The organism is Pseudomonas sp. PA-5-4B, from assembly GCF_021606215.1.
GTDB lineage: Bacteria > Pseudomonadota > Gammaproteobacteria > Pseudomonadales > Pseudomonadaceae > Aquipseudomonas > Aquipseudomonas edaphica.
The window spans coordinates 108,379-123,608 of the sequence record NZ_WKDB01000002.1; the positions used below are offsets into that span (position 1 = coordinate 108,379).

Annotated in this window: 9 protein-coding genes and 1 pseudogene; 4 read left to right on the plus strand and 6 right to left on the minus strand. The window is 61.2% G+C overall.

What is annotated here, in order from left to right; genetic code table 11:
- Nucleotides 1-55: 55 nt before the first annotated feature.
- From GIW28_RS02430 to GIW28_RS30710, 3 genes and pseudogenes are all read right to left on the minus strand, one after another.
- On the minus strand, nt 56-1,798 hold the full coding sequence (locus tag GIW28_RS02430) for a potassium/proton antiporter (RefSeq protein WP_017138534.1): 1,743 nt from the start codon (nt 1,796-1,798) through the stop codon (nt 56-58).
- Nucleotides 1,799-2,059: 261 nt separating this feature from the next.
- Nucleotides 2,060-2,932, minus strand: coding sequence for a methyl-accepting chemotaxis protein (locus GIW28_RS30705; RefSeq protein WP_442963451.1), 873 nt, complete (start codon nt 2,930-2,932; stop codon nt 2,060-2,062).
- A 30-nt stretch (nt 2,933-2,962) separates the two neighbouring features.
- Nucleotides 2,963-3,739: pseudogene (locus tag GIW28_RS30710) on the minus strand (MCP four helix bundle domain-containing protein); the annotation flags it as partial.
- A gap of 223 nt (nt 3,740-3,962) precedes the next feature.
- On the opposite strand from GIW28_RS30710, the gene GIW28_RS02440 reads away from it, so the two are divergent.
- On the plus strand, nt 3,963-4,193 hold the full coding sequence (locus GIW28_RS02440) for a hypothetical protein (protein ID WP_017138532.1): 231 nt from the start codon (nt 3,963-3,965) through the stop codon (nt 4,191-4,193).
- Nucleotides 4,190-4,483: a cell division protein ZapA gene (locus tag GIW28_RS02445; protein ID WP_017138531.1), complete on the plus strand. Its 294-nt coding sequence runs from the start codon at nt 4,190-4,192 to the stop codon at nt 4,481-4,483. Before GIW28_RS02440 ends, GIW28_RS02445 begins: the two co-directional genes overlap by 4 nt.
- Here GIW28_RS02445 and GIW28_RS02450 read toward each other — a convergent pair.
- Nucleotides 4,480-6,282: an acyl-CoA dehydrogenase gene (locus tag GIW28_RS02450; protein WP_236445708.1), complete on the minus strand. Its 1,803-nt coding sequence runs from the start codon at nt 6,280-6,282 to the stop codon at nt 4,480-4,482. The two genes, GIW28_RS02445 and GIW28_RS02450, sit on opposite strands and share 4 nt — an antisense overlap.
- 210 nt (nt 6,283-6,492) lie before the next feature.
- Complete coding sequence (gene putA, locus GIW28_RS02455) at nt 6,493-10,446, minus strand: trifunctional transcriptional regulator/proline dehydrogenase/L-glutamate gamma-semialdehyde dehydrogenase (RefSeq protein ID WP_236445710.1); 3,954 nt, start codon at nt 10,444-10,446, stop codon at nt 6,493-6,495.
- A 460-nt stretch (nt 10,447-10,906) separates the two neighbouring features.
- On the opposite strand from putA, the gene putP reads away from it, so the two are divergent.
- Nucleotides 10,907-12,391: a sodium/proline symporter PutP gene (gene putP / locus GIW28_RS02460; protein ID WP_017138528.1), complete on the plus strand. Its 1,485-nt coding sequence runs from the start codon at nt 10,907-10,909 to the stop codon at nt 12,389-12,391.
- Between the two features lie 139 nt (nt 12,392-12,530).
- Here putP and GIW28_RS02465 read toward each other — a convergent pair whose 3' ends face one another.
- Nucleotides 12,531-13,019: a DUF2165 family protein gene (locus tag GIW28_RS02465; RefSeq protein WP_099548069.1), complete on the minus strand. Its 489-nt coding sequence runs from the start codon at nt 13,017-13,019 to the stop codon at nt 12,531-12,533.
- Nucleotides 13,020-13,205: 186 nt separating this feature from the next.
- Here GIW28_RS02465 and GIW28_RS02470 point away from each other — a divergent pair, with 186 nt between their 5' ends.
- Nucleotides 13,206-15,218 (plus strand): type VI secretion system Vgr family protein, encoded by a 2,013-nt coding sequence (locus GIW28_RS02470; protein ID WP_236445712.1) that lies wholly within the window; start codon nt 13,206-13,208, stop codon nt 15,216-15,218.
- Nucleotides 15,219-15,230: the final 12 nt, after the last annotated feature.

Here is a 15,230-nt window from a genome sequence, read left to right on the forward strand (position 1 = left end):
GATACCGGTCGAGCAAGGTAAAGAGGCTGGTGGCGTGGCGCCATAGCCTCGCAGTTTAGAGGAAGAGTCCAGGGCCTGGACGACTTCCTTCGGGGAATTTGACGCCGACTTTTCCGATCTTGTTCCCGTCCATGACCGCGACGGTCCAGATTGTGTTGTTCCACTCCACCTGGTCGCCGACGATGGGCGCGCCGCCGACCTTCTGGGTGATGAAGCTGCTGAGCGGCATATCCGGGTCGATGCCGTCGAGCTTAAGCCCGTACAGGGCGGAGACCGCGCCCAGCTGGGCGTCGCCTTCGAGCACGAAATCGCCGAAGAAACGCAGGTCGAGGCCGCGCTGCGGCGCCTGGCTGAACAGTTTGCCGAGGGCCGGCAAGTTGTGTTCGTGGCCGATCACGCAGAGTAAATCGTCGACTTCCAGCACCGTACTACCCGACGGATGGAGCAGTTGCTGGCCACGGAACAGTGCGGCGATGCGTGTGCCTTCGGGCATTTTCAGCTCGCGCAGGGCGGCGCCGATGCACCATTTTTCCGCGCCCAGGCGGTAGACGAACAGCTCCCACTCGCTGGTGACGTGCACTTCCAGCGCGGCGCGGGAGATGGGCGCCGGTTCCGGCGGCACGGTGACCTTCAGCAATTTGGCCACCCACGGCAGGCTGGTGCCTTGCACCAGCAGCGACACCAGCACAATAAAGAACGCCAGGTTGAAGTACAGCTGCGCGTGCGGCAGGCCGGCCATCAGCGGGAACACCGCCAGAATGATCGGCACCGCGCCGCGCAAGCCGACCCAGGCGATAAAGGCTTTTTCGCGGCCGTGGAAGGCCTTGAACGGCAGCAGGCCGACCATCACCGACAGCGGCCGCGCAAACAGGATCATCCACAACGCCAGGCCCAGTGCCGGCAGGGCGATGGGCAGCAGGTCATGGGGTGTGACCAGCAGGCCCAGCACCAGGAACATGCCGATCTGTGCCAGCCACGCCATGCCATCGAGCATATGCAAAATGCCATGACGGCTGCGCACCGGGCGGTTGCCGATCACCAGCCCGCACAGGTACACGGCGAGGAAGCCGCTGCCGTGAAGGGCATTGGTCAGGGCGAACACCACCAGGCCACCGGCAATCACCAGGATCGGGTACAGGCCGGTGGCCAGGTTGATGCGGTTGACCATTTGCAGCATCAGCCAGCCGCCGCCCAGGCCGACGATGCCGCCGATGCCGAATTCGCGAATCAGGTGAGCCAGCAAGCTCCAGTGCAGGCCGGTCTGGCCGCTGGCCAGCATGTCGATCAGGGTGACGGTGAGGAATACCGCCATCGGGTCGTTGCTGCCGGATTCGATTTCCAGGCTGGCGGTGACCCGCTCGTTCAGGCCCTTGCCGCCCAGCAGTGAGAACACGGCTGCGGCGTCCGTGGAGCCGACAATCGCGCCGATCAGCAAGCCTTGGATGATATTGAGGTCGAACAGCCAGGCCGCCGCCATGCCGGTGAGGCCGGTGGTGATCAACACCCCCACCGTGGCCAGCGACAACGCCGGCCAGAGTGCCACGCGAAAACTCGCCACCCGTGTGCGCAAACCGCCGTCGAGCAGGATCACGGCCAATGCGAGGTTGCCCACCAGGTACGCGGTTGGGTAGTTATCGAAGATGATGCCGCCGCCATCGACGCCGGCGGCCATGCCCACCGCCAGGATGATCACCAGAATCGGGATCCCTAAGCGCGAGGAAAGAGAACTCACCAGAATGCTCGCACCCACCAGCAACGCGCCGATCAAGAACAGGCTGTTGATGGTCGTTGCATTCAAAGGCAGTACTCCAGAGCGGGGAAGACGGGGCGCAAACTGACCATGCAGTCTGCGTGCCAGCGATTCTAACCTGTTGAATTGCTGTGCTGTCAAAAGATCGTTCCCACGCTCTGCGTGGGAATGCCTCGTTGGACGCTCTGCGTCCGCTGTCAATGTGTGAGCTGGCTTGCCTGCGATAGCGGTGTATCAGTCACTGGGGTTATTGACTGTTAGATTGCTATCGCAGGCAAGCCAGCTCCCACAAGGGATCACTGGTGTCAGTTAGAGCCTGAAGCGCCCCACCATCCCATTCAGGTCCACTGCCAAGCGCGACAACTCACTGCTCGCCGCACTGGTCTGGCTGGCACCCGTGGCCGACTGCACCGACAAATCACGAATATTCACCAGGTTACGGTCCACTTCCCGCGCCACTTGCGCCTGCTCTTCGGCCGCGCTGGCGATCACCAGGTTGCGTTCGTTGATCTCCACAATCGCAGTGTTGATGGTTTCCAGCGACATTCCCGCGCCTTTGGCGATGTTCAACGTCGACTCCGCACGTTCGGTGCTGTTGCGCATCGAATCCACCGCATGCTCGGTGCCGGCCTGAATGCTGCCGATCATCCGCTCGATCTCGCTGGTCGACTGCTGGGTGCGATGGGCCAGCGCGCGCACTTCATCGGCCACCACGGCAAACCCACGACCGGCTTCACCGGCGCGCGCCGCTTCAATCGCGGCGTTCAGGGCCAGCAGGTTGGTCTGGTCGGCCAGGCCGCGAATCACGTCGAGCACTTTGCCGATATCGCGGGACTCATTGGCCAGGTCGCCAATCAAGGTGGCGGTGGCTTGCACATCGCCGCTCATGCGCTCGATGGCGCTGACGGTTTCCTGCACCAGGTCACGGCCGTCACCGGCAGAGGTGGTGGCATTGCGCGAGGCTTCGGAGGTGCTCACCGCGTTGCGCGCGACTTCTTCAACGGCACTGGTCATCTCGTTGACGGCGGTGGCGGCTTGCTCGATTTCATTGTTCTGCTGGGTCAGGCCACGGGCACTTTCGTCGGTGACGGCATTCAGTTCTTCTGCCGCGGACGCAAGCTGGGTCGCGGAGCCGGCGATGCGCTGCAGGGTGTCGCGCAGCTTGTCCTGCATCTTGGCCATGGCAGCCAGCAGGCGGCCGGCTTCATCGTTGCCATCAACCTTGATCGGGCGGGTGAGGTTGCCTTCGGCGACTTCTTCGGCAGCTTCCAGGGCCTGGGCAATGGGCAGCGTGATGCTGCGGGTCAGCAGCCAGGCGAACAGCAGGGTCAGCGCGGTGGCAATGATCAGCAGGCCCACTACCAGATCAAAGGCCATGTCGTATTGGTCTTTGGCTTCTTGGTTGGTGGCGTTGGCCATTTGGTTGTTGATGTCCAGCAGGCGCGTGAGCACCGCGTTGACTTGCTCGGAATTACTCAGTAATTCGGTGTTGAGCAAGGCGCGCAGCTCATCAATCTGGTTGGCGCGTGACAGGCTCTTCATGCGCTCCTCGATCTGATGGTACTGGCCGAGCAAACGTACGTATTCGTTGTAGGTGGCGCGCTCTTCGCTGCTTTCGATAAGTTTTTCGTAGACGCCTTGGGCGGCACGAATCTGCTGGTTACGCAGTTCGAAGGCTTCCAGGGTTTTTTGCTGCACGTCCGGCTCGCGGTTGGTCAGCAGGCGGTACGACAGCACGCGCAGGCGCAGGGTCAACTGGGTGAATTCGTCGAGGGCGCGAATGCTCGGCACGCTGGACTGGGTGATGTCTTCGGTGGCTGCGCGAATCTTGCTCATCTGGTTCAAGGCGAACACGCCGAGAAACAACATCAGCGCGCCAATAAACGCAAAGCCAAGGAAGGCCCTCGGAGCGATATTCATATTACGAAGAGACATGCGGGAGTCCTGGGGAGAAGCGCGATCCGTGCGGCCATGAGACGAGGTGTGCATTGCGTATCGGCCATGCGACTAAAGTCTTAAGGGGGCGCGCGCTTTTGTCGCATCTGACGAGGGGTTGGACGGATTCAGGAACCAGATCGGGTAAATGCAGTCACTAAGGCTCGAAAGTGCGGCCCGGCCCTTAAAAAACGGGCTGCCTGCCGGGGATAACCCTGGCATCCGAGGTGAATTTTCTTTATCGTCACCGCCCTTTGAAAATGCCCGAGAAATCAAAATGTTAGAAGCATCTCTCAGCCAGCTTGAACAACTGGTCACTGACCTCGTACAACAAAACCAAGACCTGCTCGGCAGCAATGAAGCCCTGAAGGCGGAACTGGCCCGCGCCAAGGATGAAAACGACAGCCTGCAACTGAACCTGATGGAACAGGAAGAAAAACATGGCGCCACCGCCGCGCGTATCCAGGCGCTGGTTGAGCGTGTGAGCGCAGGGCCTGTCGGCGCATGAATGAAGGGATAAAGGTCGTTTCGATTCTCGGAGAGGATTACTCGATCAAGGCGCCGCAAGGGGAGGATCAAACCCTGATGCACGCCGTGACCATGCTCAAGGCCTCCCTGGCCACCACCAAGAAAAAGTACCCGACCCTGATCGGTGACAAATTATTGGTACTGGCTGCGCTGAACCTGTGCGCCGAGCAGATCGACATGCAAAAGCATCACCAGCAGGAACTCGACCGTTACCAAGAGCAAGTCAGCGCCACGGTCGAAGTGATTTCCAAGGCGATCGGAACGCCTTAGAACCACGCGTCCTGCATGCCCAGGCACGTGTCATCGCGTGCCTCCAGAATCGCCAGTTCATGATGGCAGCTCGGTACTTCCCAGGTCAGGAAGTACCGGGCGGCCTGGAGCTTACCTTTATAAAAGGCCACATCGGCCGCATTCCCCTTGGCCAAACCTTCCTCGGCGCGAATCGCCTGCTCCAGCCAGCGCCAGCCAATCACCGTGTGCCCGAACACCTTCAAGTACAGTGCCGAGTTCGCCAGGCTGCTGTTGACCTTGCCGTGGGCGAGATCCGTCAGCAGGCCAATCGTCACGCTTTGCAGGCGGCTGACCAATTGCTCCAGCGGTTCGCGCAGGGCCGTCAGTGAGGCGTATTCCTGAGCCCGAGCGCCGGTTTCGGCGATCAGGCGGACCAGTTGCTTCAAGCCCGCGCCGCCGTTTTGCGCGAGCTTGCGCCCGAGCAAATCCAGGGACTGGATGCCGTGGGTGCCTTCATGGATCGGGTTCAGGCGGTTATCGCGGTAGTACTGCTCCACCGGGTATTCGCGGGTGTAGCCGTGGCCGCCGAGGATCTGGATTGCCAGTTCGTTGGCCTTGAGGCAGAACTCCGATGGCCAGGATTTGACGATGGGCGTGAGCAGGTCGAGCAGTTCGTGGGCGTGCTTGCGCTCGGCTTCGGTTTCCAGCGTGGTGGTGTCGTCAAACAACCGAGCCGCGTACAGGCCCAGGTCGAAGGCGCCTTCCACATAGGCTTTCTGGGTCAACAGCATGCGCTTGATATCGGCGTGCTGGATGATCGAAACCGGCGCGGTGCTCGGGTCTTTGCTGTCAGGCAGGCGACCTTGCGGGCGTTCGCGGGCGTATTCCAGTGAATAGAGGTAACCGGCGTAACCCAGCATCACCGCACCCATGCCCACGCCGATGCGTGCCTCGTTCATCATCTGGAACATGCAACTCAAGCCCTGATGGGGTTTGCCCACCAGATAGCCGACGCAGTTGCCGTTATCGCCGAAGTTAAGCGCTGTGGACGTGGTGCCCCGCCAGCCCATCTTGTGAAACAGCCCGGCCAGCAGCACGTCGTTACGCGCGCCCAGGCTGCCATCCTCGTTGACCAGGAATTTGGGCACGATAAACAGCGAAATGCCCTTCACCCCAGGCGGCGCGTCCGGCAGCTTGGCCAGCACCATATGCACGATGTTTTCCGACAGCGGGTGGTCGCCGCCGGAGATGAAGATCTTGTTGCCCTTGAGTCGATACGTGCCGTCGGACGCAGGCTCTGCGCGGGTACGAATATCCGACAGCGACGAGCCGGCATGTGGTTCGGTGAGGGCCATGGTGCCGAAAAAGCGGCCTTCGATCATCGGCTGCAGGAAACGCTGTTTTTGTTCCTCGGTGCCGAAGCTTTCGATGAGGTTGGCGGCGCCCATGGTCAGGAACGGGTAGGACGTTGACGCTGCGTTGGCCGACTGAAAGTGCGCGAAACAGGCTTGGGAGAGCAGGGTAGGCAACTGCATGCCACCGGCTTCGAAACTGCGGGCAGCGTTCAGAAAGCCCGCTTCCAGAAAAGCGTCCACGGCGGGTTTGACTTCAGGGATCAGGATCGCCTGGCCATCTTCGTAGCGCGGTTCGTTTTCGTCATTTTTGCGGTTGTGCGGCGCGAAATACTTCTCGGCAATGCTGCGCGCCGTGCTGATGGCGGCGTCGAAGGTTTCACGGTTGTGCTCGGCAAACCGCTCGCGCTGGGTCAGGCCCTCGGCATCGAGGACTTCGTACAGCTCGAAAGCCAGATTGCGGGAACTGAGCAGCGTCTCGGACATGGCGGCTTACCTTTGAAGGGAATGGCCTGAGTCTAAGTGCGCGAATAGAGGCTGGATAGCAAGATTGATTTGCGTGATGGAGGGGCAGAACGCGGGCGAAAGGTTGGATGCGGTCAATGTGGGAGCTGGCTTGCCCGCGATGAGGCCGTGCCAGCTGACATCTAAGTCACTGGCCCACCGCTATCGCAGGCAAGCCAGCTCCCACATGAGTTAACCGATGGTCATCAGGCTCGCGTTACCACCCGCCGCAGCGGTGTTAACGCTCAATGCCCGCTCGATCACCAGGCGCTCCAGCGCAATCGCCGTCTCACCTTGCGACAAGCCGTGCACCCCGACAATCGCGCCACCGCGCTGCGCCACTTGCTGGCACACCGCACGCAGTTGGTCGGAATCACCGTGGTGCACAACGGCGTCGAACACCACCTCATCCTTGGTCCAGTCAGCCACACGCTTGATCTTCGCCTGAACTTCCCTCGGCAGGCGTGGGAACAAGGCTTTGGTCAGGTCAGTTTCCGGCCATACCGCCGAGCCACCAACCGCCAATACCGCCGCCAGTTGCGTCAGCAGGTCGCCTTCCACTTCCGCCAGGCACAACACGTGCTCGCGGGGCAGGATGGCATAGCTGTTGCGCTCGCCGGTCGGGCCGGCCAGTTGGCGGGTGATACCGCTTTGCGACTGTGCGGCAAACTGGCTGCACAGGGCGCTCAGGTCGCTGAACGTGTTGCTGTCGGCCCAGGTTTTCAGGGTGGTCAGCGGTTGGCTCATGGCGTCGCGCAGGCGCACGTCCGGTGCAGCCAGCTTGTCGCCGCGCACGAAGGATTGCTCGATGGCATCCGTAGGGCGAGTCGACAGCAGGCGGTACAGATAAAGCGGGCCGCCAGCTTTCGGGCCAGTACCCGACAAACCTTCGCCGCCGAACGGCTGCACGCCGACCACGGCACCGACGATGTTGCGGTTCACATAGACGTTACCGGCATGCACATTGTCGATCACCTTGGCGATGGTCTCGTCGATGCGCGTGTGCACGCCCAGGGTCAGGCCGTAGCCGGAGGCATTGATCTGGCCGATCAACTGGTCGATCTCTTTGCGCTTGTAGCGCACCACGTGCAGTACCGGGCCGAAGATCTCGCGTTGCAGTTCGTCGAAGCTTTCCAGCTCGATCAGGGTTGGCATCACGAAGGTGCCGCGCTTGATCTCTTCGCCGTCGGCGATCGCCACCTGGTACACGTTGCGGCCTTTGTCGCGCATGGCCTGGATGTGTTTCTCGATGCCGGCCTTGGCTTCGGCGTCGATCACCGGGCCGATATCCACCGACAGGCGCTCCGGGTTACCCAGGCGGCATTCAGCCATGGCGCCCTTGAGCATTTCGATCACGCGGTCTGCCGAATCTTCCTGCAGGCACAGTACGCGCAGGGCCGAGCAACGCTGGCCAGCGCTGTCGAAGGCCGAGGAAACGACGTCGATCACCACTTGTTCGGTGAGCGCCGAAGAGTCGACGATCATCGCGTTCTGGCCACCGGTTTCGGCGATCAGCGGGATCGGGCGGCCCTGGGCATCCAGGCGACCGGCGACACTGCGTTGCAGCAGGCGCGCCACTTCGGTGGAACCGGTAAACATCACGCCTTTGACGCGATCATCACCGACCAGACGGGCACCGACGGTTTCGCCCTGGCCCGGCAGCAGTTGCAGCACGCCTTCCGGGATACCGGCTTCGAGCAGGATACGCACGGCCTGTGCGGCCACCAGTGGGGTTTGTTCGGCCGGCTTGGCCAGTACCGGGTTACCGGCGGCCAGTGCAGCGGCCACTTGACCGCTGAAGATTGCCAGCGGGAAGTTCCACGGGCTGATGCAGACCACTGGGCCGAGTGGGCGGTGGGTATCGTTGGTGAAATCGTTGCGCGCCTGCACCGCGTAGTAACGCAGGAAGTCCACGGCTTCGCGCACTTCGGCGATGGCATTGGCGAAGGTTTTGCCGGCTTCACGGGCCAGCAGGCCCATCAGCGGCTGGATCTCGCCTTCCATCAAGTCGGCGGCGCGCTCCAGGATCGCGGCACGTTCGGCGGGCGGCGTGGCCTGCCAGATCGGGCCGGCGTTGATGGCGCACTGGATCGCATTGTCGACGTCTTCGACGGTGGCTTCCTGTACATGGCCCACCACATCACGCAGATCGGACGGGTTCAGCACCGCTGCAGCGGCTTCATTACTGGAAGCGCAGCCCAGCATCGGCGCGGCTTTCCAGTTGTTGTGCGCGGTGGCCAGCAGTGCGCAAGACAGCGACGCCAAGCGATGTTCGTTGGCCAGGTCGATACCGGCCGAGTTGGCGCGGTCGCTGCCATACAGGTCACGCGGCAGCGGGATACGCGGGTGCGGCAGGCCGAAGCCGCCTTCCAGCGTGGCCATCTGCTCGATGTTGGCCACTGGGTCGGCCACCAGCTCCTGAATCGAGATGGTGTGGTCGGCAATGCGGTTGACGAATGAGGTGTTGGCGCCGTTTTCCAGCAGGCGACGCACCAGGTACGCCAGCAATGTTTCGTGGGTGCCGACCGGAGCGTACACGCGGCACGGACGGTTCAGCTTGCCCTCGGAAACCTTGCCTACAACCTGCTCGTACAGCGGTTCGCCCATGCCGTGCAGGCACTGGAACTCGTACTGGCCGGGGTAATAGTTCTGACCGGCGATATGGTAAATGGCCGACAGCGTGTGGGCGTTGTGCGTGGCGAACTGCGGGTAGATGACTTCCGGCACCGACAGCAGTTTGCGTGCGCAGGCAATGTAGGAAACGTCGGTGTACACCTTGCGGGTGTACACCGGGTAGCCTTCCAGGCCTTCGACCTGGGCGCGCTTGATTTCGCTGTCCCAGTACGCGCCTTTTACCAGGCGGATCATCAGGCGATGGCGGCTGCGGCGCGCCAGGTCGATCACGTAGTCGATCACATACGGGCAACGCTTCTGGTAGGCCTGGATCACAAAGCCGATGCCGTTCCAGCCGGTCAGTTGCGGCTCGAAGCACAGGCGTTCCAGCAGGTCGAGCGACAGCTCCAGGCGGTCGGCCTCTTCGGCGTCGATGTTCAGGCCGATGTCGTATTGCTTGGCCAGCAAGGTCAGCGACAGCAGGCGCGGGTACAACTCGTCCATCACACGCTCGTACTGCGCACGGCTGTAACGCGGGTGCAGTGCCGAGAGTTTGATGGAGATGCCCGGGCCTTCATAAATCCCACGGCCGTGGGAGGCTTTGCCGATGGAGTGAATGGCTTGTTCGTACGAGGCCAGGTACTTCTGGGCGTCGTGTTCGGTCAGCGCGGCTTCACCGAGCATGTCGTAGGAATAGCGGAAACCCTTGGCTTCGAACTTGCTCGCATTGGCCAGGGCTTCGGCGATGGTTTCGCCGGTGACGAACTGCTCGCCCATCAGGCGCATGGCCATGTCGACGCCCTTGCGGATCATCGGCTCGCCGCTCTTGCCGATGATGCGGCTCAGGGACGAGGTCAAGCCCGCTTCGTTATGGGTGGCGACCAGTTTGCCGGTCAGCAGCAAGCCCCAGGTGGCCGCGTTAACGAACAGCGATGGGCTGTTGCCCAAGTGCGGCTGCCAGTTGCCGGTGCTGATCTTGTCGCGGATCAGCGCGTCGCGGGTGCCCTTGTCCGGGATGCGCAGCAGCGCTTCGGCCAGGCACATCAGCGCTACGCCTTCCTGGGACGACAGGGAGAATTCTTGCAGCAAGCCCTGAACAATACCGGCACGGCCGCCAGCGCTTTTTTGGTTGCGCAGTTTTTCGGCAATCGAGGCGGCCAGCTTGTTGGTGGCCTCGGCCATTGGCTGCGGCAGGCGCGCCTGCTCGATCAGCATCGGCACCACTTCCGGCTCCGGGCGGCGGTAAGCGGCGGTGATCGAGGCGCGCAATACCGATTGCGGCAGAATGCTTTCGGCAAACTCCAGGAAGCACTGGTGGGCGTGGTCAGGTTGCACTTCGCCGGCGTCTTCAGCGTCCTTGCTGCCCGAGCCATTGAGCTCGGTCAGGGTTGCACCACCCTCGAGTTTCTCCAGGTAATTGAAAATCGCCTGCTTGATCAGCCAGTGCGGCGTGCGATCAATGGAGGTCGCGGCCGCCTTGAGGCGTTCGCGGGTCGGGTCGTCGAGTTTGACCCCAAGGGTGGTCGTTGCCATCTTTTTATCCTCATGGGTGCCACTACCGAGTGGCATCTGCTGGCGGCAAGATTAGCTTTGCGCATGCAGAGGTGCAACCGGGTGCAACCCAAATTGTTCAGGAATTTTTCGATCGTGATCGGGAAAAATTCCGGCCCTCGACGGAATACGCTGCGTCTTGGTGCGTTTACTTCTAAAATCGGCTGTTCTTGCTCCGAAAAGGAGCAAAAACCCGGTATTTTCGCGAAAACATATCAAGGTGCAACTTAATCTCAAGAAACTGGTTGCACCTTATTTGCTTTGTTGAATAGCATTCGCGCCCAAGGTGCAACCACTCGCAAGGGTCGGTTCATCGGCTGGCGGCTTTCCTGGGGAAACGCCAGTCATAAATGCGCGGCTCGCCGTATCGTCTACCCGTTACCAATGGGTGGCCGTCTGCCAGACCGCTGCTACATAAAAACAAAGCCAGGGCGTCACTCCTATGAGCGTTAGCAATCCAACCCTGATCACATTCGTGATCTACATCGCAGCAATGGTGCTGATCGGCTTCATGGCCTATCGCTCCACCAACAACCTTTCTGATTACATCCTCGGCGGTCGCAGCCTCGGTAGCGTGGTCACGGCCTTGTCGGCCGGTGCCTCGGACATGAGCGGCTGGTTGCTGATGGGCTTGCCGGGCGCGATCTACATGTCCGGCCTGTCGGAAAGCTGGATTGCCATCGGCCTGATCGTCGGTGCCTACCTCAACTGGCTGTTCGTGGCCGGTCGCCTGCGGGTGCAGACCGAGCACAACGGCGACGCCCTGACGCTGCCGGATTACTTCTCCAGCCGTTTCGAAGATAAAAGCGGCCTGCTGCGGATCATCTCTGCGGTAGTGATCCTGGTGTTCTTCACCATCTACTGCGCTTCCGGCATCGTGGCGGGCGCCCGTCTGTTTGAAAGCACCTTCGGCATGTCCTACGAGACCGCGCTGTGGGCCGGTGCTGCGGCGACCATCGCCTACACCTTCGTGGGTGGCTTCCTAGCGGTCAGCTGGACCGACACTGTGCAAGCTACGCTGATGATCTTCGCGCTGATCCTCACGCCAATCATCGTGCTGCTGGCCACCGGTGGCGTCGACACCACGTTCCTGGCGATCGAAGCCAAGAACCCCGACAACTTCAACATGCTCAAAAACACCAGTTTCATCGGCATCATCTCGCTGATGGGCTGGGGCCTGGGTTACTTCGGCCAACCGCATATCCTCGCGCGTTTCATGGCGGCGGATTCGGTGAAGTCGATCGCCAAGGCGCGTCGCATCTCCATGACCTGGATGATCCTGTGCCTCGCCGGCACCGTGGCGGTGGGCTTCTTCGGTATTGCTTACTTCTCCGCGCACCCGGAAGTGGCCGGTCCTGTCACCGAGAACCACGAGCGTGTGTTTATCGAGCTGGCCAAGCTGCTGTTCAACCCATGGATCGCGGGCGTGCTGCTGTCGGCCATCCTGGCGGCGGTGATGAGCACCCTGAGCTGCCAACTGTTGGTGTGCTCCAGCGCGCTGACCGAAGACTTCTACAAAACCTTCCTGCGCAAAAACGCCTCCCAGGTTGAGCTGGTGTGGGTGGGTCGCGCGATGGTGCTGTTGGTGGCCCTGATCGCCATCGCCATGGCCGCCAACCCGGACAACCGCGTACTGGGCCTGGTGAGCTACGCCTGGGCAGGCTTCGGCGCTGCGTTCGGCCCTGTGGTGCTGATCTCGGTGATCTGGAAAGGCATGACGCGTAACGGCGCACTGGCCGGTATCCTGGTCGGCGCGATCACCGTGATCGTGTGGAAGCACTTCAATCTGCTGGGCCTGTACGAAATCATCCCGGGCTTTATCTTCGCCAGCCTGGCGATCTATTTCGTGAGCAAGATGGGCGCACCGACTGCGGGTATGGTCGAGCGTTTTGATGCAGCGGAAAAAGACTACAACCTCAACAAGTAACTCGGTGGGCGGTAAGCGCCAATTGCGTTAGAAAAAAGGCCCGCATCCTTAGGATAGCGGGCCTTTTTTTGATCGTTTTGATCGTTCCCATGCTCCGCGTGGGAATGCCACCCCGGACGCTCCGCGTCCCGCTGCCAGTTCAGCCAGCATCCGGCTGATTGAGAAAAATCAGCACGCCCAGGATCGCCATGTAGAACTTGAATGCCGCTTCCTGGCCGTTCCACTGATGGGACTGCCACATCAGAAACCACTCACCGCCGACCACCATAAAGCCAAAAAACCACACCACAAAGCCGAGGGTCAGGCCGGCTGTTGCACCTGCCTTGGCGCGGTTGAATTCGCTCCCGCCTGCATGCCGCGCGCGCCATAGCGATAGCGCGCCCCGCGCCAGCAGTACAGCGGTGAGCGCCTCGCCGAGAATGATCAGCACGTAGGCCGCGTGCCACATCCACGGCGTCGTGATTGCCCGATACATGGCGGCGTTGTTCGGGAAGGTGGTGTCCATGCTCAACACATGTTGGACGAAGGCGAAGTTGGAGCCGTAGTCCGTGATGTTGTTGAACGCAACCAGGGTGGCGAAGGCGGCGAGGGCCAGGGTCAGGATGATTTTTGCGTAGCGGGTGGCCATGCTTTTTCCAGTGATCCGGTGAGGAGGAGCTATTACGCTAGCACGGCCTTGGCGTGCCTTCGACGCCAGATACATGAAGAATCCGGCACCCAGGGTGTAGGAGCTTACTGATTTGTCCGTGGTGTGCTCTGGTGGGTGAAAAGCTGGTGCAGAATCGCTCGCCCACCCCTTGCGGAGAGACACCGGATGTTTGCTCTTGCCAATCAAAGTGCCTTTAACCTGACCCTTGATGGGCAGCCCAGTGAACTCAAGGTTCGAGGGTTTTCGGGTGATGAATTTATCAGCCTGCCTTTTCGTTTTGACCTTGAGTTGGTGAGCGAACAACCCGACCTGGACCTCGATAGCCTCCTGCACCGTCAGGCGTTCCTGGGGTTTGATGCGCAAGGACACGGCGTTCATGGCCAGGTGTACCGGGTGGCGCAAGGCGATTCCGGCAAGCGCCTGACCCGTTACCAGATCACCCTGGTGCCGCAGTTGGCTTACCTGGAACACAGCACGCACCAGCGGATCTTTCAGAAAAAAACCGTGCCGCAGATCATTGCGCTGGCACTGGAGGCACAGGGTATCCAGGGTGATGCCTTTGCGTTTCAGCTGAGTGGGCAATACCCCGAGCGTGAGTACTGTGTTCAGTTCGGCGAAACCGATCTGGCGTTCATTCAGCGCTTGTGCGTGGAGTCGGGCATTCACTATCACTTCCAGCACAGCCCCGAACGCCATCTGTTGGTGTTTGGCGATGACCAAAGCGTGTTCACCCAGCCAGACCAAGCCACTCCCTACTCGGCCGGTTCCGCCATGGTGGCCGGGGCCCCTGCGATCAAGCACTTCATCCTGCGGTTGGAGACCCGCACCACCGGCGTAAGCGTGCGCGATTATGATTTCAAAAAGCCCGGTCTGGTCCTGGAAAGCGCGGCATCCAGCGGGCAACAGCCTGTGCTGAATGAGCAGTACTACCCTGGGCACTTCACTGATCGAGCCCATGGCAAGTACTTGGCGCAACGGGTGCTTGAGCGTCATCGCAGTGACTTTCGCCAAGCCAGCGGCAGTGGTGACCAGCCGGCCTTGTCCACTGGGCAGTTCCTGAAGATGACCGGGCACCCTCGTCCGGAATGGAATAATTTGTGGTTGGTTACCCGGTTGTACCATTCAGGGCAACAGCCTCAGGTCCTTGAGGAATCTGCGCCTGACACTTATGACGATGGCGTCTCCCCCGGCTACCACAATGAGTTTGTCGTCACACCTTGGGATGTGCCGTTTCGAACGCCGCTGATCATGTCCCGCCCGCAAATATCGGGCTACCAGAACGCAGTGGTCACCGGGCCTGCCGACGCTGAGGTCCATTGCGACGAATACGGTCGCGTCAAAGTGCAGATGGCCTGGGATCGCGACGGCGAACACAACGAGTACTCCAGTTGCTGGCTGCGGGTAGCCAGCGGCTGGGCTCACGACCGTTACGGTGCGGTGCTGATCCCGCGGGTCGGCATGGAGGTGCTGGTGGGCTTCGTCAATGGCGACGTGGATATGCCGCTGGTGATGGGCTGCCTGCCCAACGCGGCGAATCTGTTGCCCCTTGACTTGCCGGCGGAAAAGACCCGCAGCCTGTTCCGAAGCCAAAGCACTCCGGGCGGCGGCGGTTACAACGAGTTGCGCATTGAGGATCGCAAAGGCGCCGAGGAGATTTACCTGCGTGCCCAGCGCGACTGGACCCAGCACGTCTTGCATGACCAACACGTCCAGGTGGATAACCAGCGTCGGCTCAAGGTGGGTGGCGAATCCCACCATGAGCTGCTGGGTGAAGAGCAGCGCATCACCCATGGCAATCGCCTCGCGGAACTCAAGCAGGATGATCATCTGGTCGTCGCTGGCTCGCAGCAGGTGCGGGCCGGGCGGACCATCCAGATCGGCGCCGGGCAAAGCGTGGTCATCGATGCGGGCGCCAGCGTGACAATCCAGGCCGGAGGGCAATCGATCACGCTGTCGGCCGCCGGAATTTTCAGCAGTGTGCCGATCCAGGTTGGCGGTGCGCCCGCTGCCGTGCCGATGCCGTTGATGCCGGGTCTTACCGAAACGTTGTCAGCGGCTGTTGCTGCACCACTCAGTGGCGTACAGGTTGCCAGCCTCAAGCGCAGTGCGCCGTTTTGCGAGGAGTGTGAGCGCTGCAAGAACGGCCAGTGTGATATCCCCGGACACTCTCACCCTTAAATGGAATTTATC